Annotated in this window: 15 protein-coding genes and 1 riboswitch; of the genes, 7 read left to right on the top strand and 8 right to left on the bottom strand. The window is 52.6% G+C overall.

What is annotated here, in order from left to right; genetic code table 11:
- Nucleotides 1-214: 214 nt before the first annotated feature.
- Nucleotides 215-373: a transposase gene (locus HS105_02680; GenBank protein MBE7515506.1), complete on the bottom strand. Its 159-nt coding sequence runs from the start codon at nucleotides 371-373 to the stop codon at nucleotides 215-217.
- A 135-nt stretch (nucleotides 374-508) separates the two neighbouring features.
- On the bottom strand, nucleotides 509-4,453 hold the full coding sequence (locus HS105_02675) for a hypothetical protein (protein ID MBE7515505.1): 3,945 nt from the start codon (nucleotides 4,451-4,453) through the stop codon (nucleotides 509-511).
- 456 nt (nucleotides 4,454-4,909) lie between these two features.
- Between HS105_02675 and HS105_02670 the strand changes: the two genes are divergently transcribed.
- From HS105_02670 to HS105_02650, 5 genes are all read left to right on the top strand, one after another.
- Nucleotides 4,910-6,109 carry an SAM-dependent methyltransferase gene (locus HS105_02670; protein ID MBE7515504.1) on the top strand — a complete coding sequence of 400 codons (1,200 nt, stop codon included), beginning with the start codon at nucleotides 4,910-4,912 and terminating at the stop codon, nucleotides 6,107-6,109.
- An 85-nt stretch (nucleotides 6,110-6,194) separates the two neighbouring features.
- The gene (rpmE, locus tag HS105_02665) at nucleotides 6,195-6,410 is read left to right on the top strand and encodes a 50S ribosomal protein L31 (GenBank protein ID MBE7515503.1); all 216 of its coding nucleotides are present in this window, start codon (nucleotides 6,195-6,197) and stop codon (nucleotides 6,408-6,410) included.
- Nucleotides 6,411-6,675: 265 nt separating this feature from the next.
- Nucleotides 6,676-7,779, top strand: a complete 1,104-nt coding sequence (locus tag HS105_02660; protein MBE7515502.1) for a DUF1385 domain-containing protein — start codon at nucleotides 6,676-6,678, stop codon at nucleotides 7,777-7,779.
- A gap of 35 nt (nucleotides 7,780-7,814) precedes the next feature.
- Entirely contained in the window at nucleotides 7,815-8,891 is a 1,077-nt protein-coding gene (gene prfA, locus HS105_02655; protein ID MBE7515501.1) for a peptide chain release factor 1, read from the top strand.
- A 23-nt stretch (nucleotides 8,892-8,914) separates the two neighbouring features.
- Complete coding sequence (locus HS105_02650; protein ID MBE7515500.1) at nucleotides 8,915-9,574, top strand: histidine phosphatase family protein; 660 nt, start codon at nucleotides 8,915-8,917, stop codon at nucleotides 9,572-9,574.
- A gap of 22 nt (nucleotides 9,575-9,596) precedes the next feature.
- Here HS105_02650 and HS105_02645 read toward each other — a convergent pair whose 3' ends face one another.
- Together HS105_02645 and HS105_02640 are read right to left on the bottom strand one after the other, a co-directional pair.
- Entirely contained in the window at nucleotides 9,597-13,298 is a 3,702-nt protein-coding gene (locus HS105_02645) for a TonB-dependent receptor (GenBank protein MBE7515499.1), read from the bottom strand.
- A gap of 270 nt (nucleotides 13,299-13,568) precedes the next feature.
- Nucleotides 13,569-14,486 carry an FAD-dependent oxidoreductase gene (locus HS105_02640; GenBank protein MBE7515498.1) on the bottom strand — a complete coding sequence of 306 codons (918 nt, stop codon included), beginning with the start codon at nucleotides 14,484-14,486 and terminating at the stop codon, nucleotides 13,569-13,571.
- A gap of 1,890 nt (nucleotides 14,487-16,376) precedes the next feature.
- On the opposite strand from HS105_02640, the gene HS105_02635 reads away from it, so the two are divergent.
- Together HS105_02635 and HS105_02630 are read left to right on the top strand one after the other, a co-directional pair.
- Nucleotides 16,377-16,925 carry a response regulator gene (locus tag HS105_02635; protein MBE7515497.1) on the top strand — a complete coding sequence of 183 codons (549 nt, stop codon included), beginning with the start codon at nucleotides 16,377-16,379 and terminating at the stop codon, nucleotides 16,923-16,925.
- Nucleotides 16,926-17,018: 93 nt separating this feature from the next.
- Nucleotides 17,019-18,962, top strand: a complete 1,944-nt coding sequence (locus tag HS105_02630; GenBank protein MBE7515496.1) for a response regulator — start codon at nucleotides 17,019-17,021, stop codon at nucleotides 18,960-18,962.
- On the opposite strand, the gene HS105_02625 is transcribed toward HS105_02630, so the two are convergent.
- Genes HS105_02625 through HS105_02610 form a run of 4 tightly spaced genes read right to left on the bottom strand, consistent with a single transcriptional unit; the run spans nucleotide 18,959 to nucleotide 24,065 of the window.
- Nucleotides 18,959-19,675, bottom strand: coding sequence for an SDR family oxidoreductase (locus HS105_02625; GenBank protein ID MBE7515495.1), 717 nt, complete (start codon nucleotides 19,673-19,675; stop codon nucleotides 18,959-18,961). The two genes, HS105_02630 and HS105_02625, sit on opposite strands and share 4 nt — an antisense overlap.
- Entirely contained in the window at nucleotides 19,672-21,144 is a 1,473-nt protein-coding gene (gene gatB, locus HS105_02620) for an Asp-tRNA(Asn)/Glu-tRNA(Gln) amidotransferase subunit GatB (GenBank protein ID MBE7515494.1), read from the bottom strand. Before gatB ends, HS105_02625 begins: the two co-directional genes overlap by 4 nt.
- Complete coding sequence (locus HS105_02615; GenBank protein ID MBE7515493.1) at nucleotides 21,141-21,638, bottom strand: hypothetical protein; 498 nt, start codon at nucleotides 21,636-21,638, stop codon at nucleotides 21,141-21,143. The genes gatB and HS105_02615 overlap by 4 nt, the downstream gene beginning before the upstream one ends.
- A 57-nt stretch (nucleotides 21,639-21,695) precedes the next feature.
- Nucleotides 21,696-24,065 (bottom strand): TonB-dependent receptor, encoded by a 2,370-nt coding sequence (locus HS105_02610; GenBank protein MBE7515492.1) that lies wholly within the window; start codon nucleotides 24,063-24,065, stop codon nucleotides 21,696-21,698.
- A 34-nt stretch (nucleotides 24,066-24,099) separates the two neighbouring features.
- Nucleotides 24,100-24,221, bottom strand: a riboswitch (cobalamin riboswitch).
- Nucleotides 24,222-24,223 lie beyond the last annotated feature (2 nt).

Raw genomic sequence — 24,223 nt, 5'->3', positions numbered from 1 at the left:
ACCGTTCCCACAGCCCCTGCTACTACTACTGAAAATGAAGGGAGATCATTTACACAAAGAACTTGACACTACCAAGGAATTCTACGATTATATAAAGTCGCCTCAAGCCGCATCAGTATTCAGAAAACACGGCTGGAATTAGGACACTAGCACGTTGGCTGACTCAACCAAACTCTTCAAGCAGTTTAACCGGATGCAGCGACAATGCCGACGGTCACGGCGCCGCCGCCGTCATCCCATATCGCTTCCGCCACGCGTAATACGTCGTCTCGTGTACCCCTTTTTCGCGACAGTATTCCTTCACGCCCTTTCCGCTCGCCTCAGCCCCTCGCAATATCCCGACGATCTGCTCCTCCGTATACTTCTTCCTCATCTGCCGGTTTCTCCTTCCTTATTTTAATTGAAACTAGCCATCCGCCTCGTGTAATTTTGCCAGAGCAGGTCACAATTAGGGGAGGGTTACATTTCCACACAAATCTAGACAAGATTAGTGAAGTGAATGTCAGATTCATTTCCTTTTATGGCGTTTTCTTTCGCTTTTAATGAAAAGAGATATTACTGAATCGACACTTACTCCCAGAAAATCAGCGATTTCTTTAGGAGTCTTACCGGCATTTTTCGCTAAATGTGCCATTTGCTTCTGCTCACCAGTCAAACTTCGGGAACGTGGCTTTATTTCTTCAGCATCTTCTGCTTCAGGTTTAATAGAAACATCCTTCACTCCCCATTCAGAACGCTTTACAGAAATTTCCCTCTCATAACGCTTGGCATCCTGGTTACGCGATCTTGCGTATGCTATTTGGCGTGATTTTGTATCAAACCACTCGGACCTCAATAATTCCAAGGTTTCCGCCGACAACTCCCTAACGTTTAGAAGCTTTTCTATGAGCCCAAGAGACTTGACAAATTGGTTGGTACCTTTGAGTACGTCTCCAATTTTTCTTATATCGTAGTCATTCGGCGAAGAAACATGTTCTATCCTCGATAATATCTTGAAAAGGGATTCTATATCCTTTGCTTGGGCGCCCGAAAGACCATCAGGTTCAATCACATCCAGAATATTTGAGATGAGGGGCTTAACTTCACGGAGGGCCAAGTCCTTTCTTTCCAGTAGTTCATTTATCTTTTCGAACCTATTCGATGAAGCATACAGCTTAACCAATTCGCTAATTGTGCCAGACAGAATTATGGAATGTTCGTCCGAGAAAGGAACTCTTTTGAGCAATTCAGTCCAGAGATCTTCAAAATTGTACTTGTTTGCTATCTCATAAGCTCGTTGATAGAGACCAACGGTCAAGTAGGCATTATGCAGCCTCCTCACAGCGTCTGGATCCAGGTCCGCCTGGGAAGTCTCATATTTCGAAATTATGTATTGCGGGCTATTTTGATCCTCTTCACCTCGATCTTTATAAAGTGTGAAGACGTCAGCATACTCCTCAGCCCTAAATGCAACATCAGCTAATTCCCTAGTCTTTGGTAGATTTGGCCAATTGTCATAGATATTCTTTAAACTCCAATACACAGCTTTTGGGTCCTCTCGCCGTCCATTATCAGTAACAGCCCTTTCAATCAATCGTCGCATGCAGTCGCTCCAACCTTGGGAATTTACAATTCTCGCCTTATTTGCACTACGAAGCTCGTCACCGACGAATCGAAGAATTGAAACTAACGTTTCATCGTTTGACTCAAGGGAAAGGAATTTAGCTACTCGGTATTCACTAAACCTCGTAAATCGTTCCTCTCTAGCAATTTGCCGATAACACCCTCCATTCCAAGAGCATTCCAACGCCTCTTGAATCATATCGATTGCAAGGTACGCCTGAGCGGCATTCTCAAATTGCTCATCGATCTTAAACCTTTCGGCATCACATAACGTCGCCTCACGGTTGTCGCCTACATTACGATAATTATATGAAGCCAACTGTAGTAAGTACGAGTTCTTTGTCGAAAGACCGTTGTTCCGAAATTGTTCAGCCAAGGATCGTAGATCATCCGTTAGCCCTTCGGATATTGACTGTTCATTTCCTGGAACCGGTAAAGTCACGTCATCACTGGTCCAGCGAATTGTTGGGGATCGCCTATTTCTTTGTTCGATTACGGTATCTGTCCTAGTAAAGACATTGCTTTTCCAAAATGATTCAATGCCTTCGTCTGAATCTAATATATATAACTCTCTTTTGGGGCGGCTAACGGCCACATATAAACGATTGAAGAAGTACTCCCATGATAACTTCCTTTCAGAATTAATCTCATCCTCGTGAGATTCAAGGCTTAGCTTCCGACCAAGGTCTGGAAATTCTTGGAGGCAGGTATCACCAAATTTGTAGATCACAACACGCGCAAATTCTAGGCCTTTGGCGCCCATTGCGCTTAGCATATTGATATTTTTACCTTGCACTTTCAAATTCTTGAGAATTGGGTCATCAGCGATATATGTTTCTTCCTCGCCATCTTGGCAAGGAAGTATAATAACCAAGTCCTTTTGTTCAGAAAGTTTACCTACCGCCATTTGATTAGAGGTGCTAAAATATGTTGGAACCTTAGTATCTGAGACGTCCCTTTGCCAGCTTTGTTGCGGTTCGATTCTGGGCGTGTTAAAAATCAATCCACGCACTAATTGAATAAGATTGCACACGCCGGCAATATCTTTGCTGCTTCGATAATTGAACCGCAGTTCTTGATAATTAAACTCGAGTCCAGATTTATCCGTTCTATCCAACTCTTGAACTATCTTCTCGTGAAATGTGGATTTCATCTTTTCCCAATCAAAACCGGTTGGGTTAAGTGTTTGAAATGGATCTCCTGCAAATGCAAATGGCACTTGCTTCAATTGAAAAGGCTGGAGTTTTCGGTTGGAAAATAGAGAAAGCCGAAGAATAAGCTCAAGCTCATTTGGCGTAAAATCCTGAGCTTCGTCGCAAAATACAACGGGATATTTTGATATTTCCTGACCTGAGTCAAGTATAGCTCTTGTTAAATCCTGATTATCCCAATATCTCCCCTCACGGCAAAATTCCTTGTACCAGCCTTCCCAAACGTGTTCAAACACCAGATCAAAAGTCTCCTGGGTCACCGTTTTCCGTTTAGAGTCAAATTGTTTGTAGTCAACTGGATCAAAATATCCCCCTCCTGAATCACTCATTCCTTTTATATAACCCCTGATGACATGCCACGCGGTTTCAGGATCTAATCTAGTTAACTCTCTTTTCCTCCATCTTATTTCTAGATACTCCCTTCTAAACCTTGGGAAATCCATTCTATTGTCCGGAACAAAATTTGAAGCCTGTTCTTCCGATATAAGTTTCCTTAGGAAAACATGAAATTCACCAAAACAGATATCCCTAATTTCGTCAAATCCTTTTTCAGCGTGGTCGTTCCATGACAACCTCTGTAAGCGACTTGAGTTGAGTCTTAAGATGCTCTTAATATTAGTCTTGGACACGTCCAACAACTTTTGACTGTACGTCAAATAAAGTGGCGGATTTACTTGTCTATCGGATTGGGAAAGATAGAATGCAAGATAATTCGCAAACAAATAGTGAAGTATAGTTGATTTCCCACTGCCAGGCCTTCCGTTAATAAAAAGTGGATAGATCTTCTCTTCTCCGCCTTTTGAAACAGACTCCAGAATATGCGTTTCCTCTGACGACAACGCAAGATTTGCTGTTTCGTCCTTTTGAATCAATTTCCAAATTTCTAGATCTGCAGTAATTATTCTTGGGTACGCTTTTTTACTAAATTGCCGCAATAAGTCCTCAGTTAATATTGTCTCTGACGTGAGCAAAGAATATTTATCTGCTATTTCTGAATTAGTTGGTTGATCTTGTGAAAGCCCCAACAGAAAAACAGATCGCGGAGCATCAAACCGCTTGAAAAAAATGTGTATTCTTGAATTGTCCAATTCGAGATCAACATCGTCATCCCAACACGCCCTTTCAACTAATTTATGTATTGAGTCAAAACTTTCTCTAGGCCAGCCGTCCTTCTCCTTCATGGCGTCCACCCACTCTTGACTTTCATACACCATTAGATCAAGAGGATCGTCCTTCCCATGAATTGGATTTAAATACGCGCTTTCATATTCATCAGGCGTCTCTGGTTCGGCCGGCAATTCACCTCCAGCCAGTTTGTCATTTATAAAACCTTCGAGTTCTTCAGTATCAGGAATAACAACTGTTTCAACATCAAAATTGTCCAGCTCAAAGTCGCCTTTTGAGAAAAAACTAGCAAAACAAATTACCGTAACATCATGCTCCTTAAACGGAATCTGCTTTGCGATCAGACGATAATCTCGGCCTATCTTCTTTCGTATAAAGAATGGAGCCTTATAATAATGCCAACTAAATTCTTGTTCCCGCTCAATTTTATCAGCAAGATTTGTGACAGTTTCCTCATATCCGTGGTGACCGGCAGCGCTCCTACATTCGTCTGTGATATAAATTATGTATCTCATTGATTTGCTTTTGTATTATACGCAATATGACTCGCTCCCGTAAATTAATACTGGGTGGGGCGGTCCGGAGTGGTCGAGCAAACCTAGACAAAAAAGTCTCTTTTTAAGCGGGTCAAGTTTTTCTACACCGAAAAGTCTCTTTGCATCACCTTTTTTCAGTTTGTATTTATCTTGCAGTCGCCGAGGTTGTGAGAGAGGCGGAAAAGCGGTTTTGGGCTTTTCCATATCTCTTGAGGATATTGAAGGCGGTCGAGACCGGGCGGAAGGAGGCTGAGGTATGCCGGAAGAATGATATCTCGGAATCGCCGTATTTCAACTGAAAGGCGAAATACTGCGGGGTGCAGGCGGGTGAGGTGAGGGAGCATCGGAAAGCGGCGTCCTTGGTTGTTATGCTTCCTGAAAACTTATCCATATAATTCCTCGTAAGAACTATTTCGATCTCTCATGCGAAGCGGTATGTCCGAGAATGTCGAGGCCTTTATTGATGCGTTTGCCGAAAGCCTGAGGCAGAACACCTTCGTCAAGGCGACGTTGGGCAATTACAAGGGCGCCGACCGCAGCCTCCAAAAGGTCAATATCCGCAGGATCGAGACAAAACGCGGCGAGCGGCTTTTCTTTCTGTACAAGCAGGACACTCGAGATACGGCAAAGAACTATTCGCTGGATGAAGGTCTGAACATCATCGGCGATGCGCTGAGCGGCGATTTCTTTAGCGGACACCTTTTTACGACCGAACAAGACCTTCAGCTCGACATCGGCAAGAAAGGCCGTTCGCGGCTAAATAAAGGGCGGCCGACATTCAAGAACGCTGCAAAAACACCGCACGACCGCACAAAGCGTCAGCTGATCGACAGCAATTCGTTCTATCTGAACGCTCTCGGCATCACGACCGCCGAAGGTGCGGTACGCGACAAGCAGCAGAACAAATGGCGGCAGATAAATAAGTTCGTTGAGATCGTAGCGGCGGCGATAGAGACGTCTTCACTGAAAGGCGCCGAGGCTCTTCATATCGTCGATATGGGCTCAGGCAAGGGCTATCTGACATTCGCACTTTACGAATATCTGACAAATGCGGGCGTGAAAGCCGCCGTTACCGGCGTTGAGGCGAGAGCGAACCTCGCCGAGATATGCAGCGGTATTGCGGACGCAAGCGGCTTTGACGGCCTGAAATTCCTTGACGGTGCGATCGATTCGATCGAGCTGGACGCGGCCGACATACTCATCGTGCTCCACGCCTGCAATACCGCGACCGACGACGCTCTTTATAAAGGCATCAGAGCGAGGGCCGAACTCATCATTGCCGCGCCTTGCTGCCATCAGGAACTCAGGCCGCAGATCGAGCCGCCGCTGATGCTCCGCGATGTGCTCAAATACGGCGTTCTCCTCGAGCGCACCGCCGAGACACTGACCGACGGCATCCGTGCGATGCTGCTCGAACGCGAGGGCTACGCCGTAAAAATGCTTGAGTTCGTCCCCGTCGAACACACGCCGAAGAACAATATGCTCATCGGCACTCACCACAAAGATACGCCGCGCAAGCAGGAACTCGATCGTGAGATACGCGAATTGATGGCGGCCTTCGGGATCAAGCATCAGCGTTTGCTCAGCCTGCTCGACACCGCCGAAGGGCCGGCTCCCGACGCGGCCGTAAAATGAACTTGACCTTGCACGGCAACAACACTATCCTTAAGGTTTGCGTCTGTTGACGTACCGCTCATTTACGGCGGAGGAAGAAAGCGAAATGAAACAGGATATTCATCCGAATTACAACGAGATATCGGTGGTCTGTGCGTGCGGCAGCACGTTCAAAACACGCTCAACACTGGGCGAAGACCTTCACATTGAAATTTGCTCGGCATGCCACCCTTTCTTTACCGGAAAGCAGAAGCTTGTTGACACTGCCGGACGCGTCGATCGCTTTAACAAGCGCTATCAACGCGGCAAAGCAACGGCATAAATGCTGAGAACGCCGTCAAGCGTGGGAACGATAGAAAGACTTTATTAGCTTAACAAGTTGATGACGCCGAGACTCTTGGCGCCGTTCGATAGAGGTGCATCCGCACTCACGAAAGGTGAAAAGAACTCGGCGTTAAGTGTTTTTATTATCCGAGAGACGCACGACCGCCTTGCTTGCAGCCTTTCAAGGCAAAAGAATGGCAACAAGAACGATGCGGCAAGCGTCAATTGAATGTATGAGAAATAAGGCCCGAATACTGAGATTTTTGCACACAGTGTTTGCTATGGAACGCGACCTGATCGTCGGCGGCCAAGCCGTTATGGAAGGCGTGATGATGCGTACGCCCTCCGCCTACGCGATAGCGTGCCGGCGTGCCGACGGCTCGATCGTCTCGACGGCCGAACGCCTGCCGAAGTGGAGCGATTCATATAAGTGGCTCGCATGGCCGGTACTTCGCGGCGGAGCAACGCTGGTCCAGTCGCTTGCGCTCGGTGTAAAAGCACTCAATTTTTCGGCACGAATCTGGGAAGAAGATCACGAAACTCAGACCGAAAAGGCCGCCGAAACCGCCTCGGCCGCAGAACCCGTATTTGTCGAGGGCACCGGCGACGCGCAGTTCACAAAAGCACCGGTCAAAGTAACAATGCCGGCAGAGGCGAAGAAACGCTCGGCCGGGCAATCGGTTAGTGCCGTCTTCTCGATCGTGTTTGCCCTGCTTTTCAACATTCTGCTTTTTATAGCGGCGCCTCTTCTCCTTACGAACGTCGCATTTATTGCCCTCGGTTGGGCCGATCCGCCCGTACTCGTCGAAAACGCAGCGTGGTGGGCGACCGTCAAGTCGTATATATGGGAGATCAAGCCGCATTCATGGCTTGCGTTCAACCTCGTGGACGGCCTTGTGAGAATGTTCTTCTTTATCGTGATGATCTTTTCGATGTCGCGGCTTAGAGACATCAGGCGTGTATTCGAATATCACGGTGCCGAGCATAAGACGGTCTTTACGTGGGAAAAAGGGCTTGATCTGACGCCGAATAACGCCGCCGTGCAGGAACGCCGTCACCCGCGTTGCGGCACGTCATTCCTGATGGTCGTGATGCTTGTCGCGATCGTGCTCTTTTCGGTTATCAAGTTCGATGCGATGTGGCTCAACCTTGTCGTCAGGATCGCGTTGATGCCGCTCGTCGCTGGCCTTTCTTACGAGGTGATCCGCTACGCGGCAAAGAAGGAATCAGGCTCGTTCTTCAAATTCATGACGCGGCCCGGCATTTGGCTGCAGAGCATCACTACGCAAGAGCCCGATACCGAACAGCTTGAGGTCGCTATCCGCGCGCTCGACGAATCATTGAAGTTAGAGCCTGAGGCAGCATAAGGCCTGCGGAGATCGCCGGCGGCGGCACATAAATTATGTTCGAAAAGCTTGAACAGATAGAAAGAACGTACGAAGAACTGACCGAGCAGATCTCGCAGCCCGAGTTCATGTCGGATATGAAAGCGTACACCAAGGCGATGAAGCAGCACCGCACGCTCGGCGAGATCGTTGAGAAATACCGTGAGGTCAAGAAGATGCGCTCCGATCTCGAAGGCGCGCGCGACCTGCTTTCAATGGCAGACGATGACGATATGCGCGATATGGCCAACCTCGAGATCGCAGGCCTCGAAGAGCGCCTGCCCGCTGCCGAAGAAGCCCTGAAGGTGCTTCTGCTGCCAAAGGATCCGAATGATGAAAAGAACGTGATCCTCGAGATACGTGCGGGTACGGGCGGCGACGAAGCCACGCTCTTTGCTGCCGAGATACTGCGAATGTATGCACGCTATGCCGAGCGGCAAGGCTGGAAAATGGAGATCATGGAAGCCTCTGACACCGGCGTCGGCGGCATCAAGGAAGCCGTCGCAATGATAGAGGGCGACAGTGTTTATTCGAAGATGCGTTTTGAGTCGGGTGTTCATCGTGTTCAGCGGGTTCCGCAAACCGAGACGCAGGGGCGCATTCACACATCAGCGATCACCGTCGCAGTTCTGCCCGAGGCCGAAGAGGTCGATGTGCAGATCAACCAGAACGACCTGCGTATCGATACGTTCTGTTCATCGGGGCCGGGCGGCCAGTCTGTCAACACCACTTATTCCGCGGTACGCATAACCCATTTGCCGACCGGCGTCGTCGTTTCGATGCAGGACGAGAAATCGCAGATAAAGAACCGCGAAAAGGCCATGCGTGTTCTGCGTGCAAGGCTACAGGAGATCGAGGAGCAAAAGCAGCACGACGCCCTTTCGGCCGAGCGAAAGTCAATGGTCGGGTCGGGCGACCGCTCGGAAAAGATACGCACATACAACTTCAAGGAAAATCGTGTGACCGATCACCGGATCGGTATGACGGTTCACCAACTCGACCTTGTAATGGAAGGCCATTTGGATGAATTCATCGAGGCGCTTCGTACGCATTACCAGACCGAAAAATTAAAAGCGGAGGCCGTCGCAGCCTAACACGCGCAAGGAACATCGATCGAATGCCGCCACCGACACGCTTATTCCTGATACGACACGGCCAATCTGCCGGCAACGCCGAGGGGCGCTTCGGCGGCCACGGCCCGACGCCGTTATCTGACCTGGGGCTGCGGCAAGCCGAACGTACTGCAAAGCTGCTTGATCGAGAAGGCATTGCGGCGATATATTCGAGCGACCTGCTTCGGGCCGTTCAGACCGCTGACGCGCTGGCAAAGCTCTCAGATCTGCCGATAAACGCAACGCCTGCATTCCGCGAGCGCCATGTAGGAGTGCTCGAAGGCCTTACATTCGAAGAATCAAAGGAGCAGTACCCAAAAGATTATTACGCGCTCGTCAACAGAGATGTGAATTTTGTGATCTCCGGCGGCGAAAGCTACCGACACCTGCTGAAACGCGCGACCGCGAAACTCGCCGAGATACTGCGAAACCATCAAGGTGAGCGGATCGCGATCTTTACCCATACGGGTGCCATCTGCTTTTTAACGCTTCACCTGATGGGAGCGATCCGTCGTGACACGAAACAAACGCCGTGGCTGATCACCTCAAATTGCGGCATTAACCGTTTTGAGATACGCGGCAGGACGAATATACGCATTCTCGCCCTGAACGATACCCGACACCTGACAGCAATAACGGGCAACGATGCGTTCGCTGCCCGCTAATTTCACTCTATTGTTTCCCGAACTAGAAGTCGTATCGGACCGCGAACTGCATTACGCGCGGCTGATTCGCCATTGACGTGAACGCTCCGAAATTCGGCGGAGCCGATGAACCCGTATAGCCGAGCAATACGACCGACTGATCGCTGAAGAACGGAGTATTTGTCAGGTTGAACGCCTCGACCTTGACCGTCAGTTTGTGGCCTTCACGATACGGCATATTGAATGACTTGGCTATGCCCAGATCGATATTCCACGTTCCCGGCATACGGATCGCGTTCCGCGAGCCTGTCTCGCCGGGATGCGGCGTACGCCATGCAGTAACGGCTTGAGCCGGATCGGCAAATAGGTTGACACCGTTCGCCGTCTTATACGTACCGGTCTTGACCTTACGGAGCATCGTCATATAGCTCCGCACGTTCCAGTTGGTCTGCCAGCCTGTGCCGTCATAGAATCCGTCGAAAGGATAACCTGAATCCCAACGGAATACGTTGCTCAGCGTCCAGCCCCCGACCAGAACGTCAAGAAACTTATTCATATTCTTGCCGAACTTGCGGCCGCGTCCCAACGGCACATCCCAAACACCGTTGAAGTTGATGACATGCCGAAGGTCAAAGTCCGAGTAGGAACGCTGATCGCGCAGATGGAACGCATTAAGCACAAAGGTCGAGCCGAACGAATCGCCCGTCTGAAGGCCCGAGGATTCATCAAGCGACTTCGAGAACGTGTAGTTGAAATCCCACGTCATACCGCCAAGCCGCTGCCTGATCGAAAGGTATGCACCGTGATAATCCGATTCGCCCACAGTGCTGTAAACGGCAAGCGAATCGTACTGCCCTTGGAAGAAGTAGCGTGTACCGGTCTCATCATCCAACATCGAGGCCATGTACGCCCAATCGCCCGCCCACGGCTGAGCATAAAAAACCGATTGCGTGTTGGTGCAATTAGGAATGCCGCTCGGGCAGCCGAAAATCGGCCCCAATGAACCGGGTGCCCACATATTTTCAAAGAACCCGATAGGAGTAACGCTTGACGCCGACGCCCCGGCCTGAAGTTGAATATCCAGGAGCGTTGCTGCCTGGAAATATGTAAGCCCCGAAACCGGATCCTTGATATCGCCGCGGAGCATCATCGCATCACGGCCTGTTAAGAGGTGACGGGCGAGACGGCCCTGATATCCCGCTTCGAGCCAGATCTTCGCGGGCAATTCGCGCCCGTATGAGAAGCTCCACGTATAATTGACCGGCGATTGAAGGTTCTGATCGAGGCCGCGTTGGATCGGCCCGTAGCCGGGATCCGATTCGGGAGCCGTTAGCGGGAACGTCAGGTTCGCCGGTATGATCAGATTCGGGAACGAGCGGATATTCATTGACGGACCTGTATAAGGCACGCCCGGATTCGTCGTTATGTTGTATTGGTTCGCATTTATCTGCGAAGTGGTCGAGAAACCAAGCTCATTATTAGTATCCCAACGCACGGCCAACTGCTGTCCGAAGTAGTCGTTCGTCATGGCAAAACCGCCTCGGAAGACCGACTTATCTTTGCCGCCGAAAAGTTTGGCGAGCCACCCCTTCTCGAAATTCGGCGACCACGCTGCAGAGAGACGCGGCTGCCAGTTATTCGTATCAAGCGGATAGATAGAGTCCTTGCCGTTCGCCTTGCCTGCCATTCTGATCGAGATCGGCTCACGGTAGTTCTGGCCGTTCGCCATCGCGGTAATGGTTCGATCCAAATATTCGCCAAGCGGTATGCTCGGTACGACCTCGTAGCCTTGCGCTTCGTGTACCGGCATCGACAATCCGTAACGAAGACCCAAGTTGACTGTCAGATTTTGCCGCAGCTTCCACGAATCTTGGACGTAAAAGTCATATTCTTCGGTCTTGAATATTCGCTTGATGCCCTGGTTTGCCGCGAGTAGCGATCCGTCCTTTTTGAAGTTGAAGTTCGCACCATAGTCGTTCAGACGGCCGAACAATGCAAAAAGCGCATGCTGTATCGGCGCCCCCCAACCCGAACTCACAGCCCGTGTCGATCCTGCCTGTGCGGTAATGTATTGATTTACGGCGTTCCGGCTGAGGTTGGCTGACGACCAGCTGTAATTGGTCAACGCCTGATCGAACGAGTTCGCGTAATTGACGCGCGTATTCGAGATAAGGCGAATATTCGTACCGAATTGGAAGGTATGATCGCCTTTGATCCATGTCATGTCATCCGTAAAGTTGTGTGTAGGATTTGTACGATGAACCGCGCGATCAAAACCTACCGGCTGAAATACGCTTCGGAACCATATCGCAGGGTCGTTCGAATCACCTTGCGTACTGTAAGCCAGACGCGTCATTCCATAGCTGAAACGATTGGTAAGATTGGCATTGACCAGCCATGTATAAGTTGCGGCGAAGCCAAAGGGATGGCTCCAGAAATTCGTCGGCGGTGTGTCCGGCAGATACGGCGCGGCACCTGTGATGTCCTGCTGGTAGTTTCCGCGGAACGAAACGGTATGTTTTTGATCTCGCGTAACATTCCAATCAAAGCGTGCCGTATGCATATTCTGCTTGACGGGAACCGGTGCGTTGAATCGGAAACCGCCTGTATTTCGGCCGTCGCCCACGGTCGTATCATTCACCGGATAGCGAGAAGCCGCCGAGGCGAACAATGCGACCACTGTCGGATTAACATCGATAACAGGGACTCCGTTAAGCAGGAATGAATTGATCTGAGGCGTCGTCAGCGTCCAAGACTGCCCGGTATTATCATCAAAGCGGATCGAACCGGCCGCCAGGCTTGCAGTAGGCACCATGCGGGTAACTGCCGCATCTTTCGCCTCGCGCATTCCTTCATAATTATAGAAGAAAAAGAATCGGTCTTTGACGATCGGCCCGCCAATGCGGCCGCCGAACAGATTTCGGATAAGTTTCGGCCGTGCTATTCCGGCAGCGTTATTGAACCAGTCGTTCGCGGTTGTAACCGTGTTGCGGTGATATTCATAAAGGGCGCCGCTAAACTCATTTGTTCCGCTCTTTGTAATAAGCGAAATTTGGGCACCCGATGACCGTCCCTTTGAGGCATCAGAATTGAGCGTTGTAACGCGGAATTCATCGACAGAATCGGGATTGACTCGAAGCACCGACTCAAATGCCTCGGCATTCTGCTGGTTGTTTACATCAATGCCGTCAAGCGTGAGGTTGGCCTGATCAGACCGGCCGCCGGTCACCGAACCGTCAGGCGTAACACCCGGCTGAAGGCTCAGGAGATTTGCAACGTTACGGCCTTCCAACGGAAGGCTTAGGATCTGCCGCGCGACAAAATTATTGCCTACGCTGGCATCCTGAGTATTGACGATGCTTTCAAGCCCTGCCGCACTGACATTGACCGTCTCAGAAATATCGCCGACCTGTATCGTTACGTTGACCGTTGCCGTATTATCGACAAGCGCTTTGAATGTAGAAACATTCGCCTTTTTGAAACCCGTCATCTCCACTTCCAGCGTATAGTTGCCGGGAGTTACGGTAGTGAAGCTATAGCTGCCCGAGTCGTTGGTAACTGCAGTTCGCGTTGTTCCGAGTTCACTGATCAACCGGACAGTGGCACCGGCCACAATATTCCCTTGTGGGTCGGTAACAAGGCCCTTTACAGCGGAACTTCCAACCTGAGCCATACTCGAGATGGCCGCAAACAACATTACGAACGATGCGATCAGCACCTTTCCGATCAAGTCATTCCTTCTCATAAATTCTCCTCCTGATGTCCGTCGGTTTCGTCAGAGATACCGCAACCGGCACACTTTCCGCTTCAGTTTGAGTGATCAATTTTCCCGGTCGATCTAACCGATCCGAGATCTGTACAAAACGATTATTGCCTTAATGATACAAATTTCCCCGTTAAAGTAAAGTCTTTTACCCCAAAGTTTACAAAATATTAAAGTTACCGGACGCGCGGTTTGATGATGGCATTGGAGCGCACGCTGTGAAACCCGCAAAAAGTGAGTTCGACCGGCCGTTCAACTACGGACAAGCATGCGCACTGCCTTTGCCGCAGTGGCACCATTACCGGCGGCAGAAACGATCGTCGGGGCGACGCGGCCGGTAATATCACCGACGGCAAATACAGCTTCAACTTTAGTACGGCACAAATGATCGACCAAAAGATAACCGTCGCTGTCACGACTGACCTCAGCGGGGACGAATTCCGTATTCGGTGCTACTCCGATGCGAATGAGTACGGCATCTGCCGGCAGCGTCGTCATTTCACCGGTCAAAACATCCCGTATCGAAACCGAACGAACCGCATCGTCGCCCGCGATCTCGGCAAGCGCAGCATTGCGTATCAGCTTCACGTTGGGTCTCGAAAGAACCGCGTCGAGAAATTCTTTCCGAGCGGTGAACCTATCTCGCCGATGCACGACCGCAACACTGCGCGCGGCACCACTCAAGATCATCGCGTTCTCGAATGCCGCATCGCCTCCGCCAACGATCACAACGTCCTTGCCGCCCATCTCGCCTTTTGAACCGGCTCCTGAGTGAAGCACACCGCGGCCGAAGAATTCCTTTTCGCCCGGAATCTTGAGCGTCCTTCGACTGACACCGGTCGCGATAACGACCGCTTCGGCGGCAAAGGTGCCGTCAGTCGTCGCAACGGTTCGGGAAACAGTGTCGATCGAGGTAACACGGATTTCGCAGCGAATCAGCTCCTCGATATTTTCGGGCATGAACAACTCGCGGAACTCTCGGCCATTTGCAGCCTTTATTCCCGGATAGTTGGCTATCGGCCCGTTTATCCACAGCAGTTGGCCGCCGCTTTCGGCAGCCGCCTCGAGTACGAGAACTGATAGACCAAGTTCACGGCACCACGCGGCGCAGCATAGCCCTGCCGGCCCGGCACCGATGACGATCACGTCCTTTTTTACTGTTCCTTGCATTTAAGCCGAGATTAGCTGATTACATCTTTTTGTCAATAAAAGCTGACGAATTTTGTCACAAATGCAGTGATTTTCGAGCCTAGCGGAACCATAAGCCGCTCGCAACCTATTGAATCTGCGAAACTTAGATGATCAGCCAGGTTTTTTACCCGTGGCACTTGGCTTGCTTATTGCTTACGTGAGGCATTGCGTCTCTTCTCCGGCCGGCGTTTAGGCCACCCACAAAGACCGGTTTTTTTCTGCAGAAAATCATCAAAAAATATGAGACTAGAACTCGACCAAGTCGTATCCTCGTCCGACGCCGCAACAACAGCAACTGACAGCCAAGCTGATATTCAAGATCTTCTTTCACGCGGTATATCCGCTGCCCGTTCAGGCGACAGGCGAAATGCGCGGCTTCTTCTGAACCGCGTTACTGAGACGGACGGTCAAAACGTCGATGCATGGCTTTGGCTGGCCTCGATCAGCGAATACCCCGAAGAATTGCTGACCTTTCTCGATCGCGTACTCGAAATTGACGAATCGAATGACCGGGCGATCGCATGGCGTATGGCTACTTGTACGCTGCTGGCAAGAACCCATATTCAACGCGCTGAGGTAGCGGCCGGCGAAAACGATCTCACCCTCGCCCATCAATGCCTCGAACAAGCTCTTGCACACGATAGCTCGTCGATCGACGCTTGGACGTTGAAGGCAAAGCTCAGCGGCGATACGGATGCGAAGCACCGTTGCTATGAGAAGGTCCTTACGCTCGACCCGGAGAATGAAACAGCACAGGAATGGATGCTCGAGCAGAAAGCGGCGAAGTTCGAGGCCGCTCTTGCGGAGGTCAAAGATGCCGCTGCCGCAGGTGATTCGGAACGCGGAAACCCGATCCTTGCAGAGCTTCTCGAAGCCAAGCCTGACAGCGTCGAACTGTGGCTGCTGAAGGCTCAGTTGGCAGACCATGGCGATGCCAAAGCTGCCGCTTACAAACAAATTCTTGATCTCGACCCTGAAAACGAGTCCGCTCATCAATGGATGCGCGAGCAGGAAGCGGCGAAGTTCGAGGCTGCACTTCTCGATGTCAAAAAGGCCGCCGTCAGCGGTGATGCACCACAGGCGAATGCACTGCTCAGCAGCTTGATCGAGGCGAAGCCCGACAGCGTTGATCTGTGGCTGCTTAAATCGCAATTGGCGGTTTCAATTGAAGATAAATTCGACGCCTACACGCGTGTCCTTGAGCTTGATCCGGGCAACGCACTCGCATCTATGGGGCGCGATATGTTGAGTGAACTTGCTACCGCAGCAGCGCCCGCACCAACCGTCGAGGTCGCCGCGGAAACGGCAGAAACTCAAACACAGGTTGAGCCCGAGCGGCCGACGCATGAGGCCGACGCTGATTACGAGTTCTTACCCAATGGTCCCGTTGCCGTTGAAGGCCAGGATGCAGAAGCATCGGAAATAAGCGCAGATGCGGCGCAGCCCGAGACGGAGAGCGAGACTGCACATTTTCCGCAAAGCTTTGCGGCTGAAGAAGCCGCCCGCTATGAGGAGACGTACGCTTCGCCCTTTGCCGAAACGTGTGAATATACGGCCGAGGACGTGATCGATCACGGCTATGTGCCGCCCGTTCCCGGAGATCAGCCGCTGATCCACGAGACGGATGCAGATCAAACGTACATGAGCTGCGACAACGCAGCGGAGACAGTGACCGAGACTTGCCCGTTCTGCAATGCCGAGACAGTTCGTCAGGTATTTGAATGCCCCGGCTGTAAGGCCGTCCTCTCACTCTCGAACATCGAAGCTCTACTGGCGGCATCGCCGGCCGATCGTGCGGCCGTTCAGACGGCTGTTGCAAAGCTCACGGCAGAATGGAATGTTCGAAAATTCACACCCGATGAGATGCAGATGCTGGCTTTAGGCCACTTCAATCTCAAAAATACGGACCTAGCCTTTTCATACCTGCAGGAAGCGGCGCAGGCCGACCCGAATAACGTCATCCTCGCGGGTCAGGTGAATGCCGTCGCGATCAGGCTCGGCGAACTTAAACATCAGAACGAGCGAGTGGGAGACGGTGCACATGGCCATTCGATCCTTGTCGTTGACGACAGCGCAACTGTACGCAAACTCATCTCGAACAAACTCGAAAAGAGCGGCCACACCGTCACATGCGCCGAAGACGGCATCGAGGCGATGCACTGGCTCGATTCGAACACGCCCGACCTCATACTTCTGGACATCACAATGCCGCGAATGGACGGCTATCAGGTTTGTAAACAAATACGTGCAAGGGCCGAAACAAAAGATGTTCCCGTAGTGATGATATCGGGCAAGGACGGCTTCTTTGACAAAGTTCGCGGGCGTCTTGCCGGCACAACGGGTTACATAACTAAGCCTTTCGGCCCCGAGACTCTGATGAAGGCTCTCGAAACTTATCTGACCCAAGCTGCTGAGTAAGAGGCTCGAACGATGTCGCAAACCGCAACCTTACAATCCTTTTTAGCCGAAGCCGGCGAGCGGGTCTCACAGGCCCGCTCGGGCCTTCTGGTTATGAGCCAGTCAGAGGGGCCTCTTCCGGATCTGTCGAGATACGTTACCGATTTTGCGGCGTTTGCCGAAGCGGCCCGGGGCTTTGATCAGCACGCCGTAGCTGACGAGCTTGCCCGCTTTGCCGCGTCGGTCAAAATGGTTGACACAGGCACGGCGGAGGTTTACACCGCTCTCGACAGGCTTTCGGCCGCCGAGGCCGCGTTGCTTAGCATCTCTTTCAACGGTAATGAGCTGATCGAAGATGTATCGACCTTCGTCGATACTTCCTTTGACGTCCTGGACGCCCGCATTGCAGAAGAACCCGATCCGGACATCGATGCCGAGATGCTCGAGATCTTCCGATCCGAGGCTGACGAGCTCCTTGCCGCGATAACCCACAATCTGGGGATGCTGTCCTGCGCTCCGGATAATGCGGCCGCCCTTTGGGAGATCCGCCGCAACGCACACACGTTCAAAGGAGCAGCCGGAATAGTCGGCCTTACGAGGGCATCGACACTCGCACACCGCCTCGAAGATCTTCTCGACAAGATGGTCGAGGCCGGTGCAGGCGCCAATAATGAAACTATCGACCTGATCAGCCGCTCGAATTCGGCATTGATCTCGATGCTCGGCGGTACTGACGCGGTAAACGAACCGGACGAGACCGAATTCGTGCGGCTTGTTAAGCAGGCTGCCGCCGGCACACAGCCGGAACCTGTCAAAGCCGCTCCGGCAGCGGCCCAACCATCGGCAGAAACACACAATCGGCCTCAACCGGTCGTCCGCATCGCACTCGATCGCCTCGATGAGCTGATCGATGTTTCGCGGCGGCTTATCGATAATCGCGGTGCACTCATGGAGTGCTTCATGACCGCTCAGTTCACCGAAAGCGAGGCGGATTTCAACAACCTGGAAGAACTTCTCCGCACGCAGTTCGAGCTGACCGATGAACTCCAGACCAAGCTTCGCCGTGTGCGAAATGTTCGTTTCGGCACACTTGAGACGCGGCTGCGCCGCACAGTGAACCTGACCTGTCAGGATGAGAATAAGAAAGCCGATCTCGAGCTTATTACGCCCGATGTGGAACTCGACACGCAGGTCATTGACGCTCTGATCGAGCCTCTCCTGCATTTGCTCAAGAACGCTGTCGTCCACGGCATCGAACCGGCCGACACACGCCGGCTTATCGGTAAACCCGAGCGCGGCACGATCGCCGTCTCCGTGCAAACGGACGAAAAGGACGTGATCCTGATCATCGAAGATGACGGTTCCGGCATTTCAGCGCGTGCGCTTAAAGAAAAGGCTGTTGCCAACGGTACCCTTTCTGCGGACGAGGCCGCCCAGATGACCGAGTTCGAAGCATGGGAACTGATATTCAATAAGGGCATAACCACCGCCGAAAAGGTAAATCTGAACGCCGGACGAGGCATAGGAATGAATATCGTCCGCGAATCGATCGAATCACGCGGCGGAAAGATCAGCCTAAGTACCGAACCTCAACGCGGCACGACATTTACGGTACGCGTTCCGCTGAGTTCGGCATACTCGAAGCCGGCAGAGCCGATACCCGCTCCGCCGAAGCGTTCGACGCCTCTGCGTGTCCTTGTCATCGACGACAGTGCGACCGTTCGCCGGCATAACACTGCATTGTGCGAGGCAGCAGGCTGCATCGTCGTTACGGCGAATAACGGTGCCGAGGCTCTCGAGTTGCTGCTCAACGGGAACGAATTCGACCTTATTCTTTCGGATGTCGAAATGCCCCACGTCGATGGTTGGGAATTTTTGGAGTACGTAAAATCGGATGCGAATTTCGGCCACGTTCCGGTCGTAATGATCACATCGCTAAGTACCGAAGATCACCGCGAACTTGCTCTCTCGCTCCGTGCCGAAGCGTTGCTTGTAAAACCGCTGAAAGAAGAGGATGTCGCCGGCCTACTCAAAAATGTCCTCGCGAAGGCAGCCTAGCCGCGCGGCGGCTTGCTCGGCCTAAGCTCGACTTTACTGGGCAGCGCGCGTTCCTCCATTGCCAAAAGGCTCAGCACGGCCTGCGCAATGTCTTCGGGCCGGAGCTGCCATGCTTTTTCTTCGCTCGGCCGATCGCCGCCAAATTCCGTATTAACACTGCCCGGGCAAACATAGCTCACCTTTATATTATCTTGGCGGACCTCCTGCATCATCGCTTCGGTAAATCCGTTAAGGCCGAATTTTGATGCATTGTATGCCGCCATCCGCGGATGCGCGTTCTGTCCTGCAAGGCTCGAAATATTGATGATGTACCCGCCGCCTCGCTTCCTCATCATCGGAATAACGTAGTGGCAAGAATAGAAGACGCCCAGCAGGTTCGTCTCGATCGTCGCGCGGACCTCATCGCCGGTTAATTCCTCGATCGTTTTACCCATTATACCGATGCCTGCGTTATTGATGAGGATGTCGATGCCGCCAAAGAGGCGTTCGGCCTCGGCCAACATTTGCCTGACCTGATCTTCGGAGCGGATATCGCAGGCCTCGCCGTCAACCGTGCCGAATTCCGACAGCGCCGCAACGGCGTCGCGGAGTGCGGCCCGAGTGCGGCCGCAAATAAATACATTTGCACCGGAGCCAAGCAGTGCCTTTGCTATTGCGAAACCGATGCCCTTCGTGCCGCCTGTGACGACCGCCGTCTTTCCTGTAAGGCTCATAGCTTCTGTTTCAGCAACTCGTTGACAACGGCAGGATTCGCCTTGCCCTGCGAAGCCTTCATCACTTGTCCGACAAAGAAGCCGAAAAGTGCCGTTTTGCCGCCTCTGTATGCATCAGCTTGAGCAGCATTCGCGGCGATGACATCCTCAATGATCTTCTCGATCGCCGCCGTGTCCGATATCTGCTCGAAGCCTTTTTCGGCGATCACCTCGTCAGCGCTTCTCCCTGTGGCGAACATATCGGCAAGCACTTCTTTCGCCTGATTGTTCGAGATCTTGCCCGACTCGATGATCGTGATCAGATCGGCAAGGTTCTCGGCGGTCACCGGCGGATCGCTTATCACCTTGCCCGAGTTATTGAGCTCGCGTGTGAGTTCACCGAGGATCCAGTTGGCCGCGAGTTTCGGATTCGAGCTTATCCGCGCCGTTGTCTCAAAGTATTCTGCTGTGTCGCGATCCGCGGTCAACTGTGCGGCATCGGCCATCGACACTTTATAGGTTGCGGTAAAACGCTCGCGCATCGCGTCGGGCATCTCGGGCATACTCGAGCTGACGGATGCGATGAACTCCTCGCTGACCTCTAAGGGCTGCAGATCCGGCTCGGGAAAATAGCGGTAATCATGAGCATCTTCCTTTGAGCGCATCACACGCGTAACATTGTTCTTCTCATCCCAAAGCCGCGTCTCTTGTCGAACGCCCTCGCCCGATTCGTGTGCCGCGACCTGGCGTTCGATCTCGTATTCGATCGCCTTTTGCATGAACCGCACTGAGTTGAGATTCTTTAGCTCGACCTTATTGTTAAATGCCGTGCCGCCAACTTTACGAACGGAGACATTCGCTTCGCAGCGAAGGTTCCCTTTCTCCATATCCGCGTCGCTCGCGCCGACCCAGCGCAGAGCCCGGCGAACATGATTCACATAATCGAACGCCTGCCAGGATGAGCGAAAATCCGGAGCGGTTACGATCTCGCCGAGCGGCGTACCCGCGCGATTTAGGTCGATATAAGAATACTTGTCGGTTTCGGGCAAACCTTCGTGGACGTTCTTGCCGGCATCTTCCTCTAGGTGCATCCGCTGAATATTTATCGTCATCGGCTGCCAATCGGCCGGCCGGCCGTGCTCGTCACGCTCCGAGGTCATTATCGTCAACTTTCCGTTCGCCGAGAACGGCTTGTCATACTGCGATATCTGATAACCTTTAGGCAGATCAGGGTAGAAATAATTCTTTCGTGAGAAGATCGATACCGGCTGTATCTCAAGCCCGAGCGCAAGCGCTGCACGAGCGGCAAATTCGATCACTCTCTCATTAAGCACGGGTAACGCACCGGGAAGACCGAGGCACACCGGGCATGTATTCGAATTCGGCTCGCCGCCTGTCTCAACCTTGCAGCCGCAGAATATTTTCGTCGCGGTCGCAAGCTGCGTGTGTATCTCCATGCCGATGACGGCTTCCCAACCTTCTTTGATCATTTGTGTTGCGGTGTTGCGAACATCGGCATCGGCCTTGTTCGCGGTCCGGTAGGCCAAAATTGTCCGCCGGCAAAGTATCCGTCCTGCACGCGGCCTGTTCGCTGCCCGTAGAACTGATAGTAGCCGTTCGGATAATAGTAGTAATAATAAGGCTCGCCGCCGAAGTAGATCACTTCAGTACGGCTCGGCGCCGATCGTGTCGCCGCGGCCCGCAGTTCCTCGATCGCAAGGCGTTCGCGTGCCGCGCGTTCGGCTCGCAGCCTCGCGGCCGTTTCGCTCAGCTCCTTTGCCGCCCGCTCATTGCGGCGTGCAAGTTCGTCGGGCGACGGAAAGCCAAGTTTAGCGTAGTTCTCGCGAAGGTCACGCTCGGCAGCCAAACGCTTCTCGCGATATTGTGCAAGGTCATCGTTGGTAACGGTGCGCGCTTGTGCTAATGCCGCACCGATGCCTGCAACGATAATAAAGAAAAGAACGAACAACGGTTTCCGCATCATCGCCGTACACCTCTTGTGTAAATGATATCAGATACGGAAACCGTCGGCACGACAGTATTAGAACGCAAAAGCCATCCCGAGTCTGCCCGTTGCTTTCGGTGTACGGAAGCCGTTCTCGTAATACGTCGTGTTGAAGACGTTCTCAACAGTGCCGTAAACCCGCAGGCTGAGATCCTCACGCCCAAGGCGGAAGGTGTAGCCCGCTGTCAGGTCGCCTTTGCGGTTGCCCTTAAAGCGATAAACATAGGTCGAGAATGTCGAGTTGCTGAATATCGGCGTAAGATAATCCGACGTGGCAAGCAGATCGAAGTTCACCCAAAAACGTCTGAAACGCTGTGTCGCAACAAGCGTGAATTGATGATCCGGCACACCGAGTGTGCTTAGGATACCGCTGCCGGTAACTTGCGGCACAAGCTGAACGCTGTCCGTAAATGTATATGACGCAAAGAGGTCGGTCGTCAGCGTCGGCTTGGCCTTTATGCTGAACTCACCGCCCTGCGAACGCCCGCCCTTTTGGTTCAAATAGCCGCCAAACGGCCGAACCGTAGTGCCGATATTCGGAACGACATTACCGTAGCCGATAATGTCTCGAAGCCGCGTCCAAAAATACGTTGCCGACAAGCGCACGCGGCCCCGCGAAATGTCTTGGTCGATGCCTGCGTCAACCGCGATGGTCTTTTCCGGCTTGAGAAAAGGATCGCCGAGTGCGATAAAGCTGTTGCCGGGATATGTGTTGAAGAACGCGCCAAAGCGCTCATAAAGCGAAGGCACACGGTAACCGTTTCCGATGTGGGCACGCAGTTTTGTTCCGCTTGCCGATATGTAATACGAAGCGGCTCCGTCCAGCGTAACGGCGCTCGGCGGATCGCTCAACGTAATACCGCTGTACGGTGCATTGCTAAGGCTGAAACGCGGCTGCATAAGGCTAAAGCTCTGGAATCGCACGCCGCCCGCAAGCTGCAGATTTCCGCCGAGCATGCCCGCAAGATGCTGAACATATACCGTGTTGCTCCGCTGTCCGGCATTTGTGGAGAAATCTTGCGTTCCGGCGGTCGTTCTGCCTTCATTGCCGAACGCCTCACGCTCGAATTCATAGCCCGCGGTCAGGGTATTCATTCTTGCAGGCGTCCATGTCAGGTGAACGTTCGCAGTATGCACACTGCCGTCGAACAGGCTAGTTTCGGTAACGCCGAACGGCTGGTATCCGGCACCGAGCGGGCCGTTGACGTTCTTCCGCTTTGTCGAAAGGCCTTGATAGTAACCGTGCAGCGTAAGCTTGTCGGTGATCACCTGATCGACGGCAAGTTGGCCGGCAAATGCTCGTGACGTTTGCCATTTGTCAGGATCGTCAACGTCAGGCGTAAAGTTGCCGCCCGCAGCGGCGTTTATTATCACGCTGTTCGCAGAGGGCATTACGCCAAGCGTATCAGGCTCGGAATTAAGCCGCACATTCGCATCTGAGAAGAATATACGTCCCGAAATAGCGGTCCTCGATGCGGGCGAAATATCTACGCGGGCTTGTGTGTTAACATTTGCCGCCCGGTCGTCGCCGTCAACGCCTTTTGCATAGACGGTGCGCGAGACGCCGGACGTAAATCCAAAACGCCCGTCGCGTGTGCCGTGCGAGAGATTGCCGCGAAAGCGCCCAAGGCCCATTCCGCCCGCCGCTCCGCTTATTTGGCCGTGCGTTCCCTGCCGTGCCTGCGGTGTCTGCAGATCGATAGTGCCGCCGATAGCATTCGTACCGTAAAGCGATGAACCGGAGCCGCGGAGTACCTCGATCCGAGAAACGCTCGTAAGCGTCAGATCGCTCAAAAATGGTGTAGCGTCGCCGTTTATGCCGGTAACATCGCGAAAGCGTATGCCGTCAAGAAGGACCGCCGTGTCGCCGTTCCGCAGGCCGCGCGTTTTTATGGCGGCGAGCCGGCCGAAGCCGCCCGATTGCGTAACGCGAAATCCCGGAATGCTTCGAAGCGAATCGATCAGCGTGAAGTCAGCACGTTCACGCATTTCGGAACCTGATATCACATCGACCGTCTTTGCCACACGCTCGACGGTCTGATTTTCGCCGACCGCGATGGTTACTGTTTCGTTTATAGGATCGATCCGGGCTAATGTGAGGTCAAGTTCACTGTTTTGACCGCCGGTCAGTATGATATTTTCTGCGGCTGCGGCAAGCTCGCGGCCGCTCTCCTTTGCTCTCGCCGTCAAGTTATATGCGCCTGCCTTCAGGCCGGTGAATTGATAATTTCCTGCCGGATCGCTTTCGGTTTCGGCAACGAATCGGCCATCTGATGCCTTTAACGTCAGCGTCGCCGCAACGCCCGTGCCTTTGTCAAGAACCCGTCCTCTCAATACCGCCGTCTGCTGAGCGGCCGCAGAGAGCGAAGCCAAAATGATCACAAATATGATCGCTAAGTTTTTCATTTTTCATCCTTTTCTGCCCACACGCAGAACGGTTCATAACCACGAAGAATGGGTCGAGTTCCCGACTGTTACGGTTGCGTGGGCAGTGCCGGATTTTCACGCGGCTTCCTCGAACACCATTTTTCAAATATCGGCAGCGGCTCATTGCCGCATGCCGC

This window comes from Chloracidobacterium sp. (genome assembly GCA_015075585.1).
In the GTDB taxonomy this organism is placed as follows: domain Bacteria; phylum Acidobacteriota; class Blastocatellia; order Pyrinomonadales; family Pyrinomonadaceae; genus OLB17.
This window is presented reverse-complemented; position numbering and strand designations above follow the sequence as displayed.

Bases quoted from the DNA above. Each gene is read 5' to 3' on its own strand.
- HS105_02680 (MBE7515506.1), bottom strand. From the start codon at position 373: ATGAGGAAGAAGTATACGGAGGAGCAGATCGTCGGGATATTGCGAGGG.
- HS105_02675 (MBE7515505.1), bottom strand. From the start codon at position 4,453: ATGAGATACATAATTTATATCACAGACGAATGTAGGAGCGCTGCCGGT.
- HS105_02670 (MBE7515504.1), top strand. From the start codon at position 4,910: ATGTCCGAGAATGTCGAGGCCTTTATTGATGCGTTTGCCGAAAGCCTG.
- rpmE (MBE7515503.1), top strand. From the start codon at position 6,195: ATGAAACAGGATATTCATCCGAATTACAACGAGATATCGGTGGTCTGT.
- prfA (MBE7515501.1), top strand. From the start codon at position 7,815: ATGTTCGAAAAGCTTGAACAGATAGAAAGAACGTACGAAGAACTGACC.
- HS105_02650 (MBE7515500.1), top strand. From the start codon at position 8,915: ATGCCGCCACCGACACGCTTATTCCTGATACGACACGGCCAATCTGCC.
- HS105_02645 (MBE7515499.1), bottom strand. From the start codon at position 13,298: ATGAGAAGGAATGACTTGATCGGAAAGGTGCTGATCGCATCGTTCGTA.
- HS105_02640 (MBE7515498.1), bottom strand. From the start codon at position 14,486: ATGCAAGGAACAGTAAAAAAGGACGTGATCGTCATCGGTGCCGGGCCG.
- HS105_02635 (MBE7515497.1), top strand. From the start codon at position 16,377: ATGCTGGCTTTAGGCCACTTCAATCTCAAAAATACGGACCTAGCCTTT.
- HS105_02630 (MBE7515496.1), top strand. From the start codon at position 17,019: ATGAGCCAGTCAGAGGGGCCTCTTCCGGATCTGTCGAGATACGTTACC.
- HS105_02625 (MBE7515495.1), bottom strand. From the start codon at position 19,675: ATGAGCCTTACAGGAAAGACGGCGGTCGTCACAGGCGGCACGAAGGGC.
- gatB (MBE7515494.1), bottom strand. From the start codon at position 21,144: ATGATCAAAGAAGGTTGGGAAGCCGTCATCGGCATGGAGATACACACG.
- HS105_02615 (MBE7515493.1), bottom strand. From the start codon at position 21,638: ATGATGCGGAAACCGTTGTTCGTTCTTTTCTTTATTATCGTTGCAGGC.
- HS105_02610 (MBE7515492.1), bottom strand. From the start codon at position 24,065: ATGAAAAACTTAGCGATCATATTTGTGATCATTTTGGCTTCGCTCTCT.